The organism is Neptunomonas qingdaonensis (genome assembly GCF_900113275.1).
GTDB classification, from domain to species: Bacteria; Pseudomonadota; Gammaproteobacteria; order Pseudomonadales; family Balneatricaceae; genus Neptunomonas; species Neptunomonas qingdaonensis.
The window spans coordinates 148,930-169,683 of record NZ_FOOU01000005.1 but is presented as its reverse complement, the minus strand read 5'-3'; the positions used below and the strand labels follow the sequence as shown (position 1 = coordinate 169,683).

The following is a 20,754-nucleotide window of genomic DNA, read 5'->3' as shown; positions in this document are numbered from 1 at the left end:
ACTTTTAGAAAGCACCTCAAGTTAGCCCGACGCTAGCTTGAGGTGTTGCTCTTTTTTACGGATATTTTTTACGGTCGTAGTGACGGGTTAATCAACTAAGTGACGGTTATGGAAAGCAAACGCCGTATTAAACGCAACTTCCTGGAACTGTTTCAGGCCCGTGTCTTTAAACGAAATAGTCATCGGATTTTGTTTCATGATTTTTTTGATTTCCGGCGCCGTCATAATCACAACATCCAGCTCATCTATCAATTGAAGCGCCGCTTCCATTTTAAATCCGAGTGCGCCTCCGGCAAACTTACCTTTCATCGGAGCTTGATTGATAATCACTTTTTCTACTTTATAGTCGGCCATCAGTTTATTAAAACTAAACTGGAAATCCTTTAAACTCTGGCGGTCGTTGCTATCAACCATAGTAATGCGGCTTGTCCTGCAGTCAGGTATATCAAACAACCCATCGGACAACGACAGCAGGCAGACAATCGCTTCATTGTTTTTAAACTCAACACCACACACTCTCATGACAAACCCCGGTATTTTAGACGATGCGCATTATAACGCTAAAGTTTCATGTAGCACTAAGAATGCAGCACATATATGAATAAAAATCTATTTTTTCCGGTTTCGTGATAACCCATCATTCAATCTTTTAATGTCCTTAGCCATATTCTTAAGTCGCTCAGGTGTCAGAATCCAGCAAAGCTTACTTGCGGGGGCTCATGTGTCAGTGAATAATGGGTCTTTATGCTTTTAATCGGATGCCATCTATGACCGTTGTATTTGAAGAACTGGACTATCAGGAAACTCCATTGGGCGTCATCAGTCTGAGGCGCCGATCCGAGCCAAGGTTGAATAATCAAATTCTGTATGAAATAAAATTAGATGACGAGTTTCTGATGTCGAGCTTGTTTACCGAAGCAGAAATTCAACTATCAAAGATTTGTCTTGCTGCGTTACAAGGGGATGAGCTGGATGTAATTGTCGGTGGGCTTGGCTTAGGTTACACAGCCAAGGCGGCATTAGAGCACGCCAGCGTTCGCTCACTAAAAGTGGTTGATGTCATGGCTCCGGTCATCGACTGGCATCAGCGTGGCTTGGTTCCACTGGGAAAAGCGCTGAGCGCAGACCCGCGTTGCACACTGATACATGCCGACTTTTTTGATGTCGCCACCTCCAAAACAAAAGGCTTCGATGGTCTGCCGTATCAAGAGAGCGCACCTCACCCACAAGTACATGCGGTGTTATTGGATATTGATCACTCCCCCGGTTATTGGTTGAACCCCGGAAACAGTGCTTTTTATACAGAGCAGGGCTTACGTGATCTATCTGAAAAAATTCTTTCAGGAGGGATATTTGGTTTATGGTCAGACGAGCCACCAGCAGCAGATTTTATGGCGTTACTTGATCGTATTTTTGAGTCTTGTGAATCGCATGTAGTTAGCTTTCCGAACCCTTACCTGGGAAAAGACTCAACCAATACGGTTTATTTAGCACGCAAAGCTTAATAGGTAATGAAAAGTGAGAGGCTAGTAAGTTTCTCCTTTTCCCCGGCATGACTGAAGCCCGATAGTGGTGGCTCTTCAAGATAATTATCTTAAGGAGTGCTAAGCGATGCAGCGGGAAAAAAATACAGATCCGGAAAACTCAAAAATTTACCTGGTTGGAGGAGGCCTGGCTTCTCTTGCAAGCGCCGTGTATCTCATCAACGATGCTTATGTGTCAGCTAATAATATTCATATCTTAGAGCAAAATACGACGTTAGGAGGCGCACTGGATGGTTGTGGTGACCCCGATAACGGCTTTGTTATTCGTGGTGGCCGCATGCATGAAAAACATTTTGTATGCTACTGGGACTTGTTATCACATATCCCATCTTATGATGATCCTGCTATTTCTGTCACCGACGAATCATTTGAGTTTAATGCCCGATATGTTACTCATGCCCAGGCCCGGTTGCTGAAAAGTGGCAAACGGATGGATGTTTCATCGTTCGGGCTCTCGTTAAAACACCAGGCAGATTTACTCAAACTGACCTTTGTATCAGAAGCCACCTTAAACAATGTGCGGATTGAGGATTGGTTTGAAGCATCTTTCTTCGAGACGAACTATTGGTATCTCTGGACCTCAATGTTTGCCTTCCAGAAATGGAGCAGTGTGGCCGCAATGAGGCGCTACATGAAACGCTTTATCCATTTGTTGGATGGAATGCCCACCTTGGGTGGCATCATGCGAACTCAGTACAACCAATATCACTCGGTGGTCATACCTCTGCAACGATATCTGCAACAAAGAGGGGTTAATTTTGAATTGCAGACGCAAGTCGTTGATATTGATTTTGAGCTTTTGCCCAGCCACAAAAAAGCGATAGCGATACATGCACGAGATAAAGATAAAAACCTGCAGCAGATCACCTTAGGTGCTGGTGATTATGTGTTCATTACTAATGGCTCCATTACCGAAAGCACTGATAATGGTTCGTGGAAAGATGCACCTGTCTTAAAAGATAAATCCAGTTCGGGTTCATGGATGTTATGGGAAAGCATAGCGAAGAAAGATAGCTCCTTTGGCAATCCTGGTGTTTTTTGTGACGATATCGATCGACAAAAATGGTATTCCTTTACCGTTACCCTCAAAGACCGCACGTTCCATGATTATATGGAAGATTTCAGTGGGAATTTAGCCGGCACGGGTGGATTGGTCACGATGACGGATTCAAACTGGCTGATGTCTATTGTTATTGCCCGTCAACCACACTTCCCAAATCAACCCGGTGACGTCAGAATTTTTTGGGGCTATGGGCTATATCCTGATAAAAAAGGGAATTACGTCGATAAAAGAATGTCAGATTGTAATGGAGAAGAAATTCTTGAAGAGCTATGGGGACATTTGGGCATTGAGGATTTAATGAGCCCCGTGGCTGAAGCCCAAAAAATTAACTGTATTCCCGTCGCCATGCCATTTATCGATAGTCTCTTTATGCCATGTGCTAAGGGAGATCGCCCCGAGGTGTTGCCGGAGGGGGCTGTTAATTTTGCATTCCTCGGTCAGTTTGCCGAAGTACCAGAGGATTGCGTATTTACGGTCGAGTATTCAGTGCGCAGTGCGCAAATGGCTGTTTATGGGTTGTTCGAGACAGATAAGCAGGTATTGCCCGTATATGACGCTATTCATAATCCCGTCGTTTTAATAAAAGCGATGAAGGCCATTTGCCGATAATGTTCAACGATGCAAGGATATACATGAAAATATTAGGTGCTGTTACCGGGTTACTCATGGCATTTTCAGTAAGCAGCCATGCCGTCGATATTAGCTATCCAGCAGCCTCGATTATCGATTGGAAACACAAAAGTTTTTCGGGTGATACAGCCTATAGTGTTGTTTATGATGAACAGATGCAACGCGATGTCATTCGTGCAAAAAGCAGCCAATCGGCATCGGGTTTGTTTTTCGAAAAGAAGATAGATCTGGATAAAACACCGTTTCTTAACTGGTCGTGGCGGGTTGAAAAGTTTCCGGTGGTGGGCGATGAAAAAACTAAGACCGGCGATGACTTTGCTGCACGTATCTATGTTGTTACACAAGATGGCTGGACATTTTTAAGCACCAAAGCGATCAGTTATGTGTGGTCGAATCAATCACAAACCAATGATGTCTGGCCAAACCCGTTTACCAATGGCAGTGCAATGATGCTCACCGTCAGAGGCAGTGGCGATAGCAAGGGTTGGGTCACAGAAAAGCGCAATATTAAAGAAGACCTGCAACAGTTGTTTGGCAAAGAATTTCGTTACATTGATGCCATCGCCATCATGACCGACACCGACAACTCAAAAAGCTCTGCTACGAGTTACTATTCAGATATTCGGTTGACGCAGAAATAAGCGCTCCAGAGCTAAACACGCTAGCCATGCCCAATACAGAGACTGGAGGAGGCATAAAATTTGATGACAAAACCCTTCGTTTTTGCATCTGTGAGGCTTGGCGCGCGAGTACCCTATATTAGGCCGAACTTAATACCACAGCCTACTAAATAACCGTTTTTAGTATGTGGAATGGTATACTCTTTCATACGTTTAAAATAATTTAACCCACCCTGTGAGAACAAATATGACATTTTGCATCGGCATCAAGGTTGCAGAAGGAATAGTGGCGCTCGCGGACACGAGAATTGTGAAAGGAAGCGAGCAGGTCAACAAGCAGAAGCTTGCTGAGTTCCAACATGCCGGTCAGTCGTTATTCACGATGACCAGCGGCCTGCGATCGGTTCGCGACAAGACAATCACATATGTAGACGAAACACTCCGCAACGAAGATAGCACCCGAGACCGTCTGTATCAGTTCGTCAATCTATTTGGCGAGCAGCTTCGACGTGTGAAAACCGAGGACGGACCTTCCCTTGCCGCTACCAACCATTCATTCAACCTTCACGCGATTATCGGTGGGCGATTACTCGCCGATAACAGCCCGCAGATGTTTTATGTATACCCGGAAGGAAACTGGGTCGAGGCGGCGGTCGATTCCCCCTACTTCATGATCGGACGCACTTACTACGGAAAGCCAATTTTGGATCGGCTGCTGCGTTACGAGACTCCGCTTTCGTCTGCAGTTGCACTTGCGTTTTTGGCGTTCGACGCAACGCGCGCAAGCGTGAACGATGTGGGTTACCCGATCGACATCGCCGTTCTTTCGAACCACGAAACGAGTCCACGATTCCAACGATTCACCGAAGCGGACATTTCTCATGTATCGGCGCAGTGGACACAAGCTTTGACGGATTCTCTCGCCAATCTACCGATGCAGTGGGCCGAAAATCTCATCCAAACTCCATTCCAACCGTACCGATCATGACTGAAATCAAGATCAAAAGCACTCTGCAATATGGCGTATGGCAAACGATGACCTGTCTATTCAAGAGCGGCGATTGAACTAAGAGCCCTCGCGTTTTCAACGAGAACTCACGAAAGGCACTTCACTGCCAGTGATAGTGGTAGCTATTAGAGTCGGCTTTTACCCGCACCTAATAGCTAAATACTAGCTTTCGAATTGAGTTCTAATAGCTCCATCTGCACTACAGGGTCGTCATGCACAATTTTATCTTTTTAATGTTGGCAATTATCCTCATTGTTGGTTTGTTTTTTATAGCTATTCACCTAGGTTTCCACGCTCCTAAAAATAAAGAAACAGGAAGCCCAAAAGTTCTTTTTGGTATTGACTATCTTCAGCTACACATCCCGATCAATGCAGGCAAACAGTTATTTGGCTGGTTGCTTCCAGTATCTGATTCAAGTGAAACCCTTATAATTCTGCATGGATGGGGTGGCAATGCAGAAATGATGCTGCCTGTTGCAACACCGTTCCACAAGGCTGGTATTAACGTTCTTCTTTTTGATGCGAGAAGTCATGGTGGCAGTGATTCGGATACTTTCTCATCATTACCTCGTTTTGCAGAAGACCTGGGGAGTGTTATCGAATGGTTAAAGCAGCAGCATCCCGACCGCTCTAAAAAGATTGCCTTGTTAGGGCATTCGGTTGGTGCAGGCGCGGTATTATTCGAAGCATCTAAACGTAAAGATATTGCAGCGGTAATCAGTATTTCTGCATTTGCACATCCTGAATGGATGATGCAGCGTTATTTAAAAAGCTTTTATTTTCCTTCATTCATTAGAAAACTGGTCCTGCGTTATGTGGAGTGGGTGATCGGACATCGCTTTGCTACATTTGCTCCGCTTAGCACTGTTTGTAAAATAAATTGCCCAATACTGATCGTTCATGGCAAAGAGGATACAATCATCCCCGTTGAAGACGCCAGAGCAATCATTGCCAACTGCCCTGAACCACATTTAAGATTGCTGGAGATAGAAAATGCGAGCCATGATTCCGTTGATGAAATAGAACAACACTGCGAGCAACTTATTCATTTTCTACGAGTATCTGGTTTTAATTTTTAATCAATGGTGTCAGTGTCAAATTATTATCCATGTTAATTTTTAATCGCGCATGTCGAAAAAGATCGTTCAGCTCACCTCCGAATCTTCCCGTTTCGCCTGTTTATGCTGCTCTTCGCTGCTATCGAGTTTCCAATAGCTGGAGATATAGAGTTGGTGCGTCTGCTCCTTGCGTTCTTCCTTAAAATATTTTCTTAGCACACGCATGCTGCTGAACTCACATGCCGCCCATACGGACACCTGGCCTTTTAACCATGAGAGCTGGCGAACACGGCCGAGTAGGGTGTTACCACTAGGATCGGTGATAGGGTTAACTACCCAATGGAGTTCAAAATTTTCCGGATGCGGCAAGGCTTGAATGTCGGCTTTGTCGAGTACTTCTATTACGGCATAACCAGTGGCATCTTCCGGTAGTGAGGCTATGTTGACACTAATGGCCGGTAAGGCAGTCATATCTCCGATAAGCAGAAACCAGTCTGCTTCTGGGCTGATTTCCTTTTTAGGGCCGGGGCCACCCACCAGTATACTATCGCCGGGAGTCGCCTGAGCAGCCCATGCTGAGGCGGGGCCTGCTACGTCATGAATCACGAAGTCTACGTCGATTTCGTTTGCTCGCTGCTGTCGCACGGTATAGGTCCGGACCTGTGAACGGGCATCGCCGGGTTGCGGAAACATCAGTTTGATGTAGCTGCTTTCCTGATTAGCGGGGAAGTTGTTCAGGCCTTCACCGCCAAGCGTGACACGCAGCATGTGCGGAGTTACGGAATCTGTGCGGATTACGTCGAGTTTTCTGGGTGCGGGTCTGTTCATGATTACTTTACTCCTGTGCTTGCGTGTCTGTTGACGAGCTTTGGTTATCTGGCTGTGGTTGAAGGCTTTGGTTGCTGAGATTGTCGTTTATCGAATGAGCGATGCGTATAAAAGAAGCGATATCTTGTTGGCTCAGGTTAGATGTCATTTGAGCGGTTATCTGCTGCTCGACGGCGTTCAGCTGTGCGATGATCAAGTCCCCACTAGAGGTGAGTTGCAACAACTGACTACGCCGGTCTTCTGGGTGGTCGGTTTTCGCTATCAGGCCGTCTTTAAGCAGTTCGTTGAGCACGCGGGTAATCTGCGCTTTGTCGCGCTGCATACGCTGGGCAATGGAGTGAGCGGTGCAGGCTGGGTTACGGCTGATTCCTTTAAGTGCCCGAATATGCGTGATCGGTAGAGGAATCTGCTTTTCTTTAATGGTTTCGCGTAGCCGTGACTTGTACGTATGAGTCAGACGGTGCAGGGTTTCGCCGAGTGATGATGGCTGTTGTGATGACTCTTCTGATGAGCCCTTTGGTAACATTGGCGACATGGTAAACCTCTACATAGTTGATAAAGTTAACTTTATAGAATGTAGTAGATAGTGTCAACCAATTATCTCTCTATCTGTTCTCACTATCCGCTGCCCTGCGCAGCACTATATCCAAGATGTTGGCCGACAACAGCCTTCTTAAATATGCAAACAGGTAGGTCGGAACGGTAACGTAATAGCGCGCCTTTGGTTTTTTGGCTTCGAGTGCGTGGATTACTTTTTTCAGTACGGCGTCAGGCTCTAACGTGAAAGGGTCCTTTTTATCAGGGTCAGGATCAGCCGCTAAGCGTTTTTCTACGGCTTCATAGGTCTGCTGGTGAGCACTGCCTTTTACGATGATATTTTGTTTAAACTTTGCATATGCGTTTTTTCGAAAGTCGCTGGTAATAGGCCCGGGCTCAACCAGTGAGACGAAAATACCGCTGCCATGTAGCTCTTGTCGTAGTGTATCGGTGAGGCCTTCCAGTGCAAACTTGCTGGCATTATAAGCCCCCCGGTACTTCATGGTGATTAGCCCCAGCACTGAGCTGTTTTGAATGATACGGCCATATCCCTGGCGTCGCATAAGCGGAATCAGTAAATTAGTCAGTTCCAATGTGCCGAACAGGTTGGTTTCAAACTGCTGTCGTAGTACATCGCGGGATAAATCTTCAACGGCACCTGGCTGGCCGTAAGCGCCATTATTGAAAAGGGCATAAAGATTGCCACCGGTTTGCTGTAGTGTCCAATCAACGGCTGCACGAATGGAATCGCTGTTATCCAGATCCAGTTGGCAGGCTTCAAACCCTGCTTGTTGTAGCCTGGTTACATCGCTTAGCTGTCGGGCGGTTGCAAAGACACGATAACCCCGTCCTTTAAGCCCGTGAGCAACGGCCAAGCCAATCCCTGATGAACAGCCGGTAATAAGAATAGATTTGTCTGTATTAGTTAAGCTCACGAATAAAAACCCTTTAGATTACAAAGCAAACGATACCAACATAATGATAATCACCTTAGTAGATTTCAGACACATATTATTTGTCGATATTTTGCTATGCTTAGCGCCTTAATTCTTACGCCCTGAATGCTTATCGCCTGTAAGCTTACCGCTTTATCGATAGCCGGTGATGATCTGCACTGATTAGCGTTTAAAATACAGCCACAAATAGCCGCCGGTCTATAGGAGAATGAATGCGCTTTTTACCACAACACCTTATGTCACTCGCGGTTGCTTCATTGATCACAAGCTTACCTTTTACAGGGCAGGCCGTTGCCGGCGCTTCCTATAAGGGGCCTGAATCAGTGCCTGTTTTTCACCCGCTTTGCTTAAAGGAGCTGAAAGATCAGGAAGACGACGGTGGCGCACTCGACATGGCTGTGTGTTCTGAAAAATATAAAGATATTGTTGTTAAGAAAACACCTGATGGTGGCTATTATGCGAAACGTCCGGTGGATGCAACAGGGCAAACTCAAGGCTATGTAGTCTATAAGCCGGTAGGCACGCTGGACAAGGCGATGGAGTTATTGCTGGTTCACGATAAGGGGGATCAGCAGGGCACCAAAGCGTCTGTTTATGTGATTGGTCGTTTGCCACATTTAAACCCTGATTCACGCGACTTTATCACCAGCCTCGGTGAGGGTGGTGTAGGTTGTAATGGCGGTATACAGTCGGCACGCCTGGTATCCGAAGCGATTCTGGAAGTGGATATCAATGTTAATCCAGCCACATTAATGGCGCTGGATAAGCTCAATAAAAAAACACCTGCTTTATCTAAAACAGTGGCCGTTTCCAGCCTGAGCCTCAAACCTAAGAACACGTTAGATGACCGGCCGACTACCTGCATTGGCACCGTAACGAAAACATATGATCTGCTCAATAACGGTGAAAGTTATGCCTGGGTGCACTTTATCAAAGAGAATACGCGCGTAGCGTTGGACCCGTATCAGCAGTGCTTTGATGACTTAGTGGCTGATTTTGTAAAGCCACCACAAACCATCAATATGCAGGATTTTGAAATATTTTCGCGTCTTTTCAGTAGCGAATGCAGCAAATAATTATAAAATTTATAAATAACCATTTAATATAAAAAGACAAAATTACCTTCCTAAAAAAGTAATTTAAAACAATAAGTTAAACTGATAAATTAAAGCGATAATTTATGAAAATACTGCATACCTCTGACTGTCATATAGGGCGACAATTTCATAACGTATCGCTGCTTGAAGATCAGCGGCACGTGCTGGATCAGATCGTTACTATTGCCCATGAGCAACAGGTTGATGTCATTCTTATTGCTGGTGATATTTATGATCGTTCTGTGCCTCCTTCACAAGCGGTTGCTTTGCTGGATGAGGTACTGGATCGTATCAACCAACTCAATATTCCGGTTATTCTTATCAGCGGTAACCATGATGGTGCAGAACGCTTAAGTTTTGGCTCGGCTCAGTTGGCGCAATCCGGTGTACATATACTCGGCAATATTCAACAGATCGCTGACCCGGTAATACTTGAAGATGAGCATGGCGAGGTGGCTTTTTTTGGGCTGCCCTATGCTGATCCCGCTACTGTGCGTCACGCCTTGCAAGTTGAAGCCAGCAGCCATGATGAAGCGATGGCGCAACTGATGGCTGTGATAAAACCGCAGCTTCGCGCCAATCTTAATAACAGTCTTAATAAAAGCAGCCGTTCTGTTTTACTCAGTCACTGCTTTATCGACGGTGGGCAGTCCAGTGAGTCAGAGCGGCCTTTATCGATTGGTGGGGCTGATCGGGTATCGTATCAGCACTTCGCTGATTTTAGTTATGTTGCACTTGGGCACCTGCATGGCCGCCAATATAAAGGCTCCGAAAATATTCGGTATTCTGGCTCGATCCTTAAATACTCCTTCTCAGAAGAGAAGCAGATTAAATCCGTTACGCTGGTAGAAATGGGGCCTTCTGGCGTGCAGCAGATCGATCAGATTCCGTTACAGCCGTTAAGAGATATGCGCACCATCACTGGCGCTTTAGCTGATATTATCGAAGACGCTTTCAACGACCCTAAGCGTGATGATTACCTGCAGATTCGCTTAACCGATAAACATGCCATTCTGGATGTGATGGGGAAGCTGCGGCAGGTCTATCCCAATGTGCTACATATTGAACGCCCCGGTTTAATGGCTGCCAGCCCACAACAAAATGCCCGCAGGGATCAGCTTAAAAAAGGCGAGTTTTCGATGTTCAGTGACTTTTTTGAGCAGGTCAATGGCGAACCACTCTCAGCAGAACAGCAAAGCTACGTGTTACAAACACTGGCTGACTTGCATGAAAAAGATCTTCATAACAAGGCCCTGTAACCCATGCATCCGTTAAGTTTACATATGAGCGCCTTTGGGCCTTTCGCTGCGCAAGAGTTGATTGATTTTTCCCGCTTAGGCGACAAGCCACTGTTCCTGATTAACGGCCCAACAGGTTCTGGTAAGACGACTATTCTGGATGCTATCTGTTTCGCTCTGTACGGAAAAACGACCGGTGATGAGCGCGAAGGTACACAGATGCGCTCCGATCTGGCGATGCCTGATCAATTAACGGAAGTGACTTTCACCTTCGAGCTGGCTGACAAGAGTTACCGAATTCGCCGTATCCCCGAGCAGCCACGGCCTAAAGCCAGAGGTGAGGGCTTTACGCAACAATCCGCTGAAGCGCAGTTATGGCTATTGGATGCATCTGGCGAGCCGGAAAAAGTCATCGTCAGCAGTAAAGTGACCGAAGCCACCCGCGAAATTGAACAGCTGTTAGGTATGAATGCGGACCAGTTCCGGCAGGTCATGGTGTTGCCACAAGGTAAGTTCCGGCAACTGTTGACGGCAGACTCAAAAGACAGAGAGCATATCTTCAGCCAGCTGTTCCAAACACAGATCTACAAACAACTTGAAGACGAGCTTAAAAACCGTTCTGCAGAAGTACGCCGGGAAGTGGACGCACTGAATAAGCAAAAAAACGCGTTGCTACAAAATGTCGGGTTAGAATCCAGTGAAGCGCTGGCCGAAAAGCGCTTACAGGTTTTCGGGGAAGCTGAGCGACACAAACAAATACTCACACAAAAACAGAACGAGACATTAAAGGCGTCCAGCGAAAAAGATCGGGCCGTTGAGCTGTTAACGCGCTTTAAGCAGTTAGATCACCTGATAGCCGAACAGCAAAAACTGACAGCCGGACAGCTTGAGATTGAGCAGTTATCGATGCAGTTTCAGCGTGGTGACAAAGCCCGGGAAATTTTGCCCGAGTTTGAGCGCTTCCAGTATTCATCAGCAGAGCTGTTAAAGCACACTGAGCGGCTTAAGGCTGAAACCTTATTGTTAAGCACACTTGAAGAGGGTTTTCAGGCCGCATCGGTTGAGTATGCTGCGCTGCCTGAGTGGCAGTTACAGCTGAATCAACATAAAGAGCAGCGACAAACCTTGCTGGGTTTTCAAACAAGGGTTGAGAAACTACAGCAATCAGGGAAAAACGTATCAACTGCAGCACACGCAGTATCGGCAGCACAAGCACAGCAGCAGGTAGCAAAACAGAAGGTCGAGCAGAACACGCATAAAATTGAACAGGCTGACCAGATGTTAAGCCAGCTACGCATCGCTGTTCAACAAACCGGCGTACTTCAGCTGGAGCATCATAAGTGTGCCCAACAGTTAGAAATAAAGCAAAAAGTTGAGCAGCTACAAAAGCTTCTCGATGGCGCACAAACAGCATTACTGACTTCCCGGCAAAGAGGCAATCACTTAAAGGCACTGGCAGACGAGCAGCAAAAATCAGCCACGGTCATTGAGCGAGATTGGCATCTGGCACAGGCGGCGATTTTAGCGTTGACTCTGCAGGATGATGCACCTTGCCCTGTGTGTGGCAGCGCGGAACATCCCGCTCCAGCGCACTCTGAAATTGCCCCACCAACGCAGGCGATGGTTGAACAAGCCAGGATCAAAGCGCAGCAGGCAAATGATACGCTGATGGCCGAGCGTGAAAATTATCGTTCAATAAACAATGAGCTAACCCGCTTATCGAACGAGATCATCGAATCTAACGGCCGTCTGGGTGACGCGCAAAAGATAACGTTGCCAGCACTGCGATCTGAATACGAGTCACTCAAGAAGCAACTCGAAGCGCTGCAGCGCCAGCAGACAGAACTCAACAAAACTGAGGAGGTACTGGCCGGGCTGAAAGCAGCGCAATTACCGTTATCAAATGCAATGGATGTTGCACAACAAGCATTCGATGCGGCCACAACACAGCATGCAGAAGAGCGTAAAGCCTATCAGATTGCAGAGCAGGAAGTGCCCGATGACTATCGTTCACCTAGCCAGCTTGAGGCCGTCATTGCACAGCAGCAAAATGCCATCAGCCGTTGTGAGCAACAAATAGAGCGCTTGCAGCAACGCTATAATCTGGCAAAAAAGCAGCGTGATTCCGCGGCAGCAGCCCTGGCTATCCTCAAGGAAAACCAGCAGCAAAGTCAGCAGTCGCAGGATACTGCCAACCAGCAATGGCAGGCGGCGTTGCTGAAAAGTGTATTTGATACTGTCGATGATTTTCAGCGTTCGGTTATTCCTCGTGCCAATCGCGAAAAGATGCAGCAGCGCGTTGATGAATATAAGCAAGCCGTGCAGCAAAATCTTGGTGCTTTACAAAGCCTGCAAAACGCCTTAGAAAACGTGTCTCGTCCTGATGTGCAGCCTTATCTTGATAGAATAACGGCAGCGGAGCAGGCGCAACAGCTCGCCGATCAACAGTGGCGCGCACTGCATGACCAATTTACCCTGCTGGAAAATGCTGAGCAGCGCATCAATACGCTACAAAAAGAAAGCACAGCACTCGAAGCTCGTTATGCCGTTGTCGGTACGCTAAGTGATGTAGCCAATGGCCAGACAGGCAATAAAGTCAGCCTGCAGCGGTTTGTGCTGAGTGTGTTGTTGGATGATGTATTAATAGAAGCCAGTCACCGTCTTGCCTTAATGAGCAAAGGGCGCTATCGGCTATTGCGTAAAGAAGACCGTTCGAAAGGTAATCGCGCCTCAGGCCTGGATCTTGAGGTGGAAGATGGCTATACCGGTCGCGTGCGTGGCGTGGCGACACTGTCGGGCGGAGAAAGCTTTATGGCGGCATTATCGTTAGCGCTGGGGTTGTCTGATGTGGTGCAAGCGTACGCTGGCGGTATCCGTTTGGACACGCTGTTTATTGATGAAGGCTTTGGTAGTCTCGATCCGGAGTCGCTTGACCTGGCGATCAGAACATTAACCGACTTGCAACAAAGTGGTCGAATGGTGGGTATAATCTCCCATGTCGCCGAGCTCAAAGAGCAAATAGCGGCGCGCATCGATATCGCGGCCTCAGAGCTGGGCAGCAAGATAGTCTGGCAGTAGGAGTCACCTTAAAAGTAACTAAACGCAACTCATGACCCAGGCGGTATCCAGCATTCGGTTTGAGAAACCCCACTCGTTATCGTACCAGGCAAATACTTTAACCAGACCATCGCTGACGCGTGTCTGGGTGCTATCAAAAATAGCGGAGGCGGGGTTATGGTTAAAGTCGATGGATACCAGCGGTAACTCATTATATGCAAGAATACCCAGCAGCCGCTCCTGGCTGGCATCCTTCATCAGTTGGTTGATCTCTTCAACACGGGTGTTGCGGGCGGGGGTAAAGCTCAGATCCACCAGCGAGACATTAGCTGTAGGCACGCGAACAGCCAAACCGGTTAAGCGTCCTTTCATTTCTGGCAAGACCAGCCCGACCGCTTCGGCCGCACCGGTACGGGTAGGGATAATCGAAAGTGCAGCGGCGCGTGCACGGTAGATATCATTTTTATAAACGTCTGATAATTGCTGATCATTGGTATACGCATGGATAGTTGTCATCATCCCCTGAGTAATACCAATATGCTGATGTAAAACCTGAACCAACGGAGATAAGCAGTTGGTCGTGCAGGAGGCGTTAGACACAATCAAATGGTCCGCACTTAATAGCTGGTGATTCACGCCATACACAATGGTGGCATCTGCATTTTTACCGGGTGCCGATATCAGCACTTTTTTAGCCCCTTGTTGTAGATGAATAGCCGCACTGTCGCGGGATGTAAAACGCCCGGTGCATTCAAAAACAATATCGATATCCAGGTCAGCCCACGGAAGCTTGGCAGGGTCGCTCTCTTTGAGAACAATAATGTCATCTCCATCGATCTGCATACTTGTTTCGTTAGCAGTGACCGGATGGCGGAAGCGCCCATGTACTGAATCATATTCGGTCAGCAGCGCATTGGCTTTGGCATCACCCAGATCATTTACCGCCACGATAGACAGATGCTCGCGGTGCTGGCCTTCATACAGAGCGCGCATGATATTTCTGCCAATACGTCCGTAACCGTTTATCGCAATTCTAATAGCCATATCAATACTCCTTATACGGGCCTCTATGCATTGGCCTGTATACTGTGGCCCCTGTAGTGGCCTTAAAACATGTTGCTTTTCTCAAGCATAGGCCAGAACAGGTGGGTGCGTAAATAGGCAAGATAAAAGAATAAATCCCATATTATTAATCAGTTACTTCGCATAAATCGGTTACTATGTAGCTATGATGTGGCCACTGTATGGACTCACATGATAGCTGGCTGTAAAAACTTAATGATTCGATAATGTGGGTGGAGGCTATGTCTGAAGAAGAGTCTGAAAACGTGTCTGAAAAAGAGCCACATAAAAAGCATGGTCATCATGGCGGTAAAAAGCCTGGTAAAAAGACTGACGAGATAGAGGCGCCAACAAAAGCAGAGATCGCCTTGCTGGAGCCCTTTGCCGGGTTGACGTTAGCGCAGATCAGCGTGCCCGCAACACCAGAAGAGTTTGAGAAAGCAGGCGCAGATTTGATGGGATGTCGGTTTATCGGCTTTGATACAGAATCCCGCCCTACCTTCCAGAAAGGGGAGGCATCCGCCGGTCCGCATATCGTGCAGCTGACAACGCTCGGGCACGCCTATATTTTCCAGCTGTTTCGGGAAGAAAGTCATCGTTTCATTGCTGAAATAATTGAATCAACTCATGTGATAAAAGTGGGGTTTGGGCTTCAGTCGGATAAAAGCCATCTGCGTCGTAAGCTGGGAATAAAACCGAAAGCCATTCTTGATATGGACAAGGTGTTCAGGCAGCAGGGCTATCGAAAAGAGTTAGGTGTAAAAGCGGCAGTGGCGATTCTTTTTCAGCAGAAATTTCAAAAATCCAAATCGGCAACTATGTCGAATTGGTCGGCAAAGATATTAAAAGATAATCAGCTGTTATATGCAGCCAATGATGCCTATGCGGCATTAAAAGTACTCAGCGTTATGCATATAGATGAATCAGAGCTGCCGATTACAGATCTACCGATGACAGAGCAGTCGATTAAAGATGCCGCTATTACTGCTAAGTAGGTACAAAAGGGTGTCCCGGTAGCAAATCATTCAGTGATTTATAGACGAAACACAGATATGATACGTATTAAACAATACGTATTGTGTATTATTTATGCCAAAGAAATCAGATACCCGAGAAAAAGTCTTTGATGCCGCCGACAGCCTTCTACAAGAGGGCATTCGGCCAACACAGCAAAATGTCAGAGATCGCATAGGCAGCGGCAGCATTACCACTATTAATTCTGCTCTGAATGGCTGGTGGCTGTCGTTATCCGACAGAATTAACCGCAAAGATCAGCATCCAGAGCTCCCTGATCCTGTTATCAGCGTGGCTAATCAACTCTGGGATCAGGCACTCGCTTATGCGCATCACTCTTTGCAAAAGGAACGCGCAGAGGTTGAGTCCATATTACTCAATCGCAAAGAGGCAAACGCTGCCCAACTGGAGCAGTTAAGGGCAACCGTTGATCAGCTGCAGCAACAAAATGCCCAACTGCGGAACAACAGTGATGAGATGAACGAACAACGCCTGGAGCTGCAACAAAAGCTGCTATCATACGAAACATCAATGATTCGCCTTTCATCAGAGCGCGATGAAATAAATCGCGAAAATAAACAACTTAAAATAATTCAGCGCAATAATGGCTCCACACCAGCAACCGATTCTCCTGCACATAGCAATGAACTGTTTGAAGCCCGCGTTGAATTAAAAGTTAATTTAATAAAAATCAATAGTTTAGAAGATACTCTTAAGTTAAAAGAAGAAGAGTGTAAAGCGCTTAAAGAGGCGCTTTTGCTACAAGAAAAAACAGCCATGCAGCAACAACACCGACTGGAACTGGTCGTGGCACAGCAAGACGCACGCTACGACGACGCACTAAAAGCATTAACTGATTGCAAAACAGAGCTATCTCTGGCAAAAAAGTAAGTGTTAATAATCAAATCCTTATATAGACATGTTCACCGAATATAAATTTCAGGAAAGCGCATGGATACTGATTTAATGCTAGAAGCTGACAGCGAAACCATCAGAGCAACGCTGTTGTCATGTTCTGAAGGCGATGCTGTTAATTGTCTATCTGAAGAGGTATTCGCGCAGGCCAAGTTATTACTGGTTAAAGAGAAAATTACCGGCGTCTGCATCCAGCTATTAGGGGACGATGGTTACGTTATCCGTCAGGTAACCGGTAAGCGCCGTAATGAATTAGGTGCCGGTGAGTTTAATGATCGTCAACTGGCCGTGATTAAAGCACTCGAAAAAGTTCTCAGACATTGCAAACAAGAGGGCGTTAAACTAGTGGGCTACAGCGACGAACTGGTCGCCTATCCAGCAGGTTGTAAAGATCACAACCAGGCATCGGTTTATGCCCTGGATATCGACAGCAGCGATGCCTATATCGGAGCAGATTCCAATTCTGAATTGACGGGGATTTAATCAATGCTTATATATAAATTCCCTTATGCTAAAATTAGCGTTTGCTTACTAACCACCCAAAACTCGTAACGGTCTTTATGAAAACAGCAAAGGTTTTACTCGTTGATGATCATGATATTGTGCGCGAAGGATTCAAGCAGTTGCTTGATTCGCATCCGCAAATTGAAATCATCGCCCAGGCAAATAACAGCCATGAAGCCTTTCAAGTATATAAGAAGACTAATCCCGATATAGTCATTATGGATCTATCCATGCCGGCCGATTCTGAATCGCTGGATAGCAACGGCGCACAGGGAGGCATCGAAGCCATTCAGCGGATTCTTAAGTATGACTCAAACGCTAAAGTTATTGTGCTTACGGTATGGGAGTCAAACCCTTATCCTAAAACCCTGGTCAAGCTGGGCGTTAAAGGTTATCTGACAAAGCGCTGTGCCCCAGAGGAACTGATAAAGGCTGTTTTAGCTGTATATCTTGGTGGCAGTCACTTTGCCGAGAGCATTAAAGCCATTATCAATGACGGCGATGCTGTTGAGGATAACCCGGTAAATCTGCTGACTAAGCGCGAGATAGAGATTTTTACGCTACTGGCAGAAGGGCAGACGGCCACACAAATCGCTGACTCAATTTTTCTCAGCCATAAAACAGTACATGCACATCGCGCCAATATTATGCGCAAGCTATCACTGAGCAATAATTCAGATATTGTGCACCTTGCAATCAGACACGGCGTGGTAAAGCCTTGAATAACGGAACAGAAAGCAACCCTCTGGTTGACGCTGAATTCTTTTGGTACAGCCTGATAGAGGGCGATCAAATCGTACTTGATGCTGATTATTTTGAAGATGGCATCAAAGTGCTGCATAAAAATAAGGCATATGAAGTGCTCGCAAAAACTGAGCAAAGCATCAGTAATATTGCCTTTATCGTCCAGTCCGACATTACCGAACAGCTTATCAGTGTCCATCCTTTCCTGGTCGAAAATTATCTGATAAGTCCGGTAAAATACCGCCACAACTAGCATTACATATAGGAAGCAAGATGATAACAATTTACGGTAGCCCGAAGTCCAGTGCAGGTCGTTGTTTCTGGTGCCTGGAAGAAGCGGGTGTTACTTATGAAACCAAAAGCATCGATTTTCGTGCAAGTGAGCACAAGTCAGAAGCGTTTTTAAAGATCAATCGTAACGGCAAAGTACCCGCCTTGGTCGACGGTGATTTTAGCATTTGGGAATCACTGGCTATCAATAACTATATAGCGGATGCTTACAAACCAGAGCTGCTGGGCACGACAGCTCAGGAGCGTGGTTTAATCAGCCAGTGGAGTATTTGGTCGGTTGCCGATCTTCAGGTACCGATGATTGATGCATTTATCCAGTTGGTTTTTGTACCAGAACCACATCGCAACGCTGACATTATCGCTAAAGCATTTGAAAAGATCCCCGTTATGCTTAGCACGCTTGAAGAAGAGCTGGAAGGAAAAGAGTTTCTGGTTGCTGATAGATTCACGTTGGCCGATCTGAATGTATCGTTCGTTGTAGGTATTTGTGATGACATCAAGTTTGATTTAGCCGAATACAAAAATATCAACGAATGGCGCAGCCGCATTGCGAATCGAGATGGAGCAAAACGCTATAAAGCCTTATGTGCTTAAGGAATCGGGTAAAGGTAAAGTTACTGCTTAAGCTGTGGTTGTAAAAGCTGTATTTCAATAGCCACGATTAAAAGCAAACTTCTTGAAAAGGCTCGCCAGAAATGTCGGGTCTTTTTATTATCTAGCATAACCTTTTTGTTATCTGAAAAGCCCTGGCATTATTTATCATCTGCAGAATCATTAAAGCGCAGACTCGGTATGTTGGCCTGGCTGATGATAATCAACACAAGACCGGCAGTAAAAAAGAAAAAGGCAGACGCCATATAGCTTGCAGAAATCACATCCTCCATCCCCAGCTCTCGTGCTTTAATGACAAGCATGACAAGACAGAGCACGCAGAGAAGTTCGCTGATAATACCCATCACCAAAGAGGTTTTTTGTAGAAAGCTTTTGCTTTTGATGTGACTGTTCTTCATGGAGCGGTTCTTCATAGAGCTGTTCTTCATATAAGTCTCGCTGCTTATCTGTCGATAGATAAATAGATATATAGTTAAATTGATAGTTAAATTGATAAGACGTTGATCATATCACCTCAAGGCAAGACGTGCTGTTAAATACATTTCGCTGTATATGCATTGTTTCTGTTTTAATTATCAGCCGATAACCATTCAAAGGGAGCCAAAGGGTGTAATGAAGTGTAATGGAGACCGCGATGATTCAGTATAATCTCACGCTGTTGAGCAATAGCTGAGGCATATGAGTATGAATATAAACAAATATAGTTTTTTGGATGATTATAGCGAAGGCTGTCATCCCGCTATTTTACAGGCACTGACTAAAACAAACTTAATACAGCACACCGCCTACGGTGAAGATGAATACTCAGTTGAAGCAAGATCGTTAATCAAGGCGCAGCTCGGCAATCTGGATTCATCGGTTTTTTTTGTTGCCGGAGGCACTCTTGCCAATATTATTATCATATCCAGCTGCCTGCGGCCGCATGAAGCGGTGATAGCAGCCAGCAGTGGCCATATTGTCGTCCGTGAAACCGGTGCAATTGAGGCAACGGGACACAAGATCATCACAGTTCCGCCAGAAGACGGCAAGCTAACCCCTAATGGCATTCAGCAGGCACTGGAATCGAATGCGCATTTCCCCCACATGGCGAAACCCCGTTTGGTGTACATCTCTAACTCAACGGAAATAGGTACGCTTTATTCGAAAGCCGAATTAGTGGCGCTGTCAAAAATGTGTAAAGCTAATCATTTACTACTCCTGCTTGATGGAGCACGTTTGGGGGCTGCATTATCCGCTGCCAAAAATGACCTGACCCTGAAAGATATCGCTGAATTAACCGATGTTTTTTGGCTAGGCGGCACCAAGGCAGGAGCCTTGTTGGGTGAAGCTATCATTATCAATAACCCCTCCCTTGCAGAAGATTTTGCATTCCACATCAAACAAAGAGGGGCGCTTCTCGCCAAAGGGAGGTTATTAGGTATTCAGTTCGTTGAGCTATTTAAAGCGGCGCCTTTTAAATCAGCGCTCTATTTTGAAGCGACAAAGTTTGCTAACGAAATGGCACAAAAATTATCATCGGCAATAGAGGAATGTAATTACCCGCTATGGGCACAAACTGAGACAAACCAGATCTTTCCGCTACTTCCCAACGCACTGATTGAAAGCTTACAAGAGCAGTTTGATTTCTATATCTGGCAAAAAGTAGATAGCAGCCACTCTGTGATTCGCTTAGTGACATCCTGGGCGACAGATGAAAAGAAAATTGACCAATTTATTCATTGTCTAAGAAGATCAGTAGCATAACCAAAGAGATTCTTAGCAGATCATCACTCCATCCTGCCATCGCGAATTCTTCTGGATTCAGGCTGTTGTTGCAGGATGACAAGCTGAAGGTATTGCTTCACCGATATTCAGAGTAGGTTATTATATTTGAAAGTTTTAAACCCAATCAGGACTAATAAACACCAAACCTAGGTTAAATCACAGGGTTAGAAACAAAGAGTTAACAACACTGCCCTATAGAACTGAGAAGGAA

General features: G+C 46.0%; 21 protein-coding genes. 15 read left to right on the top strand and 6 right to left on the bottom strand.

Annotated features, from left to right (window positions below):
* Positions 1-87: 87 nt before the first annotated feature.
* Complete coding sequence (locus tag BM099_RS09345; protein WP_090727147.1) at positions 88-522, bottom strand: DUF3010 family protein; 435 nt, start codon at positions 520-522, stop codon at positions 88-90.
* Positions 523-767: 245 nt separating this feature from the next.
* Between BM099_RS09345 and BM099_RS09340 the strand changes: the two genes are divergently transcribed.
* The 5 genes from BM099_RS09340 to BM099_RS09320 all read left to right on the top strand — a co-directional run bounded on the left by BM099_RS09340 (position 768) and on the right by BM099_RS09320 (position 5,945).
* Positions 768-1,505 (top strand): polyamine aminopropyltransferase, encoded by a 738-nt coding sequence (locus BM099_RS09340; protein ID WP_090727144.1) that lies wholly within the window; start codon positions 768-770, stop codon positions 1,503-1,505.
* Between the two features lie 106 nt (positions 1,506-1,611).
* Complete coding sequence (locus BM099_RS09335; RefSeq protein ID WP_090727141.1) at positions 1,612-3,216, top strand: oleate hydratase; 1,605 nt, start codon at positions 1,612-1,614, stop codon at positions 3,214-3,216.
* Between the two features lie 23 nt (positions 3,217-3,239).
* Complete coding sequence (locus tag BM099_RS09330) at positions 3,240-3,878, top strand: DUF3047 domain-containing protein (RefSeq protein ID WP_177201134.1); 639 nt, start codon at positions 3,240-3,242, stop codon at positions 3,876-3,878.
* Between the two features lie 226 nt (positions 3,879-4,104).
* On the top strand, positions 4,105-4,845 hold the full coding sequence (locus tag BM099_RS09325) for a proteasome-type protease (RefSeq protein WP_090727137.1): 741 nt from the start codon (positions 4,105-4,107) through the stop codon (positions 4,843-4,845).
* A gap of 233 nt (positions 4,846-5,078) precedes the next feature.
* Positions 5,079-5,945 carry an alpha/beta hydrolase gene (locus BM099_RS09320; protein ID WP_090727133.1) on the top strand — a complete coding sequence of 289 codons (867 nt, stop codon included), beginning with the start codon at positions 5,079-5,081 and terminating at the stop codon, positions 5,943-5,945.
* Between the two features lie 66 nt (positions 5,946-6,011).
* On the opposite strand, the gene BM099_RS09315 is transcribed toward BM099_RS09320, so the two are convergent.
* From BM099_RS09315 to BM099_RS09305, 3 genes are all read right to left on the bottom strand, one after another.
* On the bottom strand, positions 6,012-6,752 hold the full coding sequence (locus BM099_RS09315) for a siderophore-interacting protein (protein ID WP_090727130.1): 741 nt from the start codon (positions 6,750-6,752) through the stop codon (positions 6,012-6,014).
* 7 nt (positions 6,753-6,759) lie between these two features.
* Positions 6,760-7,287: a MarR family winged helix-turn-helix transcriptional regulator gene (locus BM099_RS09310; RefSeq protein WP_198064113.1), complete on the bottom strand. Its 528-nt coding sequence runs from the start codon at positions 7,285-7,287 to the stop codon at positions 6,760-6,762.
* A 70-nt stretch (positions 7,288-7,357) separates the two neighbouring features.
* Positions 7,358-8,224, bottom strand: a complete 867-nt coding sequence (locus BM099_RS09305) for an SDR family NAD(P)-dependent oxidoreductase (protein ID WP_090727128.1) — start codon at positions 8,222-8,224, stop codon at positions 7,358-7,360.
* Positions 8,225-8,457: 233 nt separating this feature from the next.
* On the opposite strand from BM099_RS09305, the gene BM099_RS09300 reads away from it, so the two are divergent.
* From BM099_RS09300 to BM099_RS09290, 3 genes are all read left to right on the top strand, one after another.
* The gene (locus tag BM099_RS09300; RefSeq protein ID WP_090727125.1) at positions 8,458-9,321 is read left to right on the top strand and encodes a hypothetical protein; all 864 of its coding nucleotides are present in this window, start codon (positions 8,458-8,460) and stop codon (positions 9,319-9,321) included.
* Between the two features lie 104 nt (positions 9,322-9,425).
* Positions 9,426-10,601, top strand: a complete 1,176-nt coding sequence (locus BM099_RS09295; RefSeq protein WP_090727122.1) for an exonuclease SbcCD subunit D — start codon at positions 9,426-9,428, stop codon at positions 10,599-10,601.
* Between the two features lie 3 nt (positions 10,602-10,604).
* Positions 10,605-13,658, top strand: coding sequence for an AAA family ATPase (locus tag BM099_RS09290; RefSeq protein ID WP_090727120.1), 3,054 nt, complete (start codon positions 10,605-10,607; stop codon positions 13,656-13,658).
* Between the two features lie 18 nt (positions 13,659-13,676).
* On the opposite strand, the gene gap is transcribed toward BM099_RS09290, so the two are convergent.
* Positions 13,677-14,681 carry a type I glyceraldehyde-3-phosphate dehydrogenase gene (gap, locus tag BM099_RS09285; protein WP_090727117.1) on the bottom strand — a complete coding sequence of 335 codons (1,005 nt, stop codon included), beginning with the start codon at positions 14,679-14,681 and terminating at the stop codon, positions 13,677-13,679.
* Positions 14,682-14,941: 260 nt separating this feature from the next.
* Here gap and BM099_RS09280 point away from each other — a divergent pair, with 260 nt between their 5' ends.
* The 6 genes from BM099_RS09280 to BM099_RS09255 all read left to right on the top strand — a co-directional run bounded on the left by BM099_RS09280 (position 14,942) and on the right by BM099_RS09255 (position 18,761).
* A complete protein-coding gene (locus BM099_RS09280) occupies positions 14,942-15,694 on the top strand; it encodes a 3'-5' exonuclease (protein WP_090727498.1) in 753 nt (250 codons plus the stop codon).
* Positions 15,695-15,788: 94 nt separating this feature from the next.
* Entirely contained in the window at positions 15,789-16,604 is an 816-nt protein-coding gene (locus BM099_RS09275; RefSeq protein WP_090727114.1) for a DNA-binding protein, read from the top strand.
* Positions 16,605-16,664: 60 nt separating this feature from the next.
* Positions 16,665-17,111 carry a hypothetical protein gene (locus BM099_RS09270; protein WP_090727111.1) on the top strand — a complete coding sequence of 149 codons (447 nt, stop codon included), beginning with the start codon at positions 16,665-16,667 and terminating at the stop codon, positions 17,109-17,111.
* A gap of 77 nt (positions 17,112-17,188) precedes the next feature.
* Positions 17,189-17,854 carry a response regulator gene (locus tag BM099_RS09265; RefSeq protein WP_090727107.1) on the top strand — a complete coding sequence of 222 codons (666 nt, stop codon included), beginning with the start codon at positions 17,189-17,191 and terminating at the stop codon, positions 17,852-17,854.
* On the top strand, positions 17,851-18,129 hold the full coding sequence (locus BM099_RS09260; RefSeq protein WP_090727105.1) for a hypothetical protein: 279 nt from the start codon (positions 17,851-17,853) through the stop codon (positions 18,127-18,129). Before BM099_RS09265 ends, BM099_RS09260 begins: the two co-directional genes overlap by 4 nt.
* A gap of 20 nt (positions 18,130-18,149) precedes the next feature.
* A complete protein-coding gene (locus BM099_RS09255) occupies positions 18,150-18,761 on the top strand; it encodes a glutathione S-transferase family protein (protein WP_090727104.1) in 612 nt (203 codons plus the stop codon).
* Between the two features lie 158 nt (positions 18,762-18,919).
* Here the strand turns inward: BM099_RS09255 and BM099_RS09250 are convergent, their stop codons facing one another.
* Entirely contained in the window at positions 18,920-19,207 is a 288-nt protein-coding gene (locus BM099_RS09250) for a hypothetical protein (RefSeq protein WP_143083755.1), read from the bottom strand.
* A gap of 256 nt (positions 19,208-19,463) precedes the next feature.
* Here BM099_RS09250 and BM099_RS09245 point away from each other — a divergent pair, with 256 nt between their 5' ends.
* The gene (locus tag BM099_RS09245) at positions 19,464-20,522 is read left to right on the top strand and encodes a threonine aldolase family protein (protein ID WP_090727102.1); all 1,059 of its coding nucleotides are present in this window, start codon (positions 19,464-19,466) and stop codon (positions 20,520-20,522) included.
* Positions 20,523-20,754 lie beyond the last annotated feature (232 nt).

Bases quoted from the DNA above. Each gene is read 5' to 3' on its own strand.
- BM099_RS09290 (WP_090727120.1), top strand. From the start codon at position 10,605: ATGCATCCGTTAAGTTTACATATGAGCGCCTTTGGGCCTTTCGCTGCG.
- BM099_RS09315 (WP_090727130.1), bottom strand. From the start codon at position 6,752: ATGAACAGACCCGCACCCAGAAAACTCGACGTAATCCGCACAGATTCC.
- BM099_RS09330 (WP_177201134.1), top strand. From the start codon at position 3,240: ATGAAAATATTAGGTGCTGTTACCGGGTTACTCATGGCATTTTCAGTA.
- BM099_RS09335 (WP_090727141.1), top strand. From the start codon at position 1,612: ATGCAGCGGGAAAAAAATACAGATCCGGAAAACTCAAAAATTTACCTG.
- BM099_RS09265 (WP_090727107.1), top strand. From the start codon at position 17,189: ATGAAAACAGCAAAGGTTTTACTCGTTGATGATCATGATATTGTGCGC.
- BM099_RS09295 (WP_090727122.1), top strand. From the start codon at position 9,426: ATGAAAATACTGCATACCTCTGACTGTCATATAGGGCGACAATTTCAT.
- BM099_RS09345 (WP_090727147.1), bottom strand. From the start codon at position 522: ATGAGAGTGTGTGGTGTTGAGTTTAAAAACAATGAAGCGATTGTCTGC.
- BM099_RS09320 (WP_090727133.1), top strand. From the start codon at position 5,079: ATGCACAATTTTATCTTTTTAATGTTGGCAATTATCCTCATTGTTGGT.
- BM099_RS09255 (WP_090727104.1), top strand. From the start codon at position 18,150: ATGATAACAATTTACGGTAGCCCGAAGTCCAGTGCAGGTCGTTGTTTC.
- BM099_RS09340 (WP_090727144.1), top strand. From the start codon at position 768: ATGACCGTTGTATTTGAAGAACTGGACTATCAGGAAACTCCATTGGGC.
- BM099_RS09325 (WP_090727137.1), top strand. From the start codon at position 4,105: ATGACATTTTGCATCGGCATCAAGGTTGCAGAAGGAATAGTGGCGCTC.
- BM099_RS09300 (WP_090727125.1), top strand. From the start codon at position 8,458: ATGCGCTTTTTACCACAACACCTTATGTCACTCGCGGTTGCTTCATTG.
- BM099_RS09310 (WP_198064113.1), bottom strand. From the start codon at position 7,287: ATGTCGCCAATGTTACCAAAGGGCTCATCAGAAGAGTCATCACAACAG.
- BM099_RS09245 (WP_090727102.1), top strand. From the start codon at position 19,464: ATGAATATAAACAAATATAGTTTTTTGGATGATTATAGCGAAGGCTGT.
- BM099_RS09275 (WP_090727114.1), top strand. From the start codon at position 15,789: ATGCCAAAGAAATCAGATACCCGAGAAAAAGTCTTTGATGCCGCCGAC.
- gap (WP_090727117.1), bottom strand. From the start codon at position 14,681: ATGGCTATTAGAATTGCGATAAACGGTTACGGACGTATTGGCAGAAAT.
- BM099_RS09270 (WP_090727111.1), top strand. From the start codon at position 16,665: ATGGATACTGATTTAATGCTAGAAGCTGACAGCGAAACCATCAGAGCA.
- BM099_RS09280 (WP_090727498.1), top strand. From the start codon at position 14,942: ATGTCTGAAGAAGAGTCTGAAAACGTGTCTGAAAAAGAGCCACATAAA.
- BM099_RS09250 (WP_143083755.1), bottom strand. From the start codon at position 19,207: ATGAAGAACAGCTCTATGAAGAACCGCTCCATGAAGAACAGTCACATC.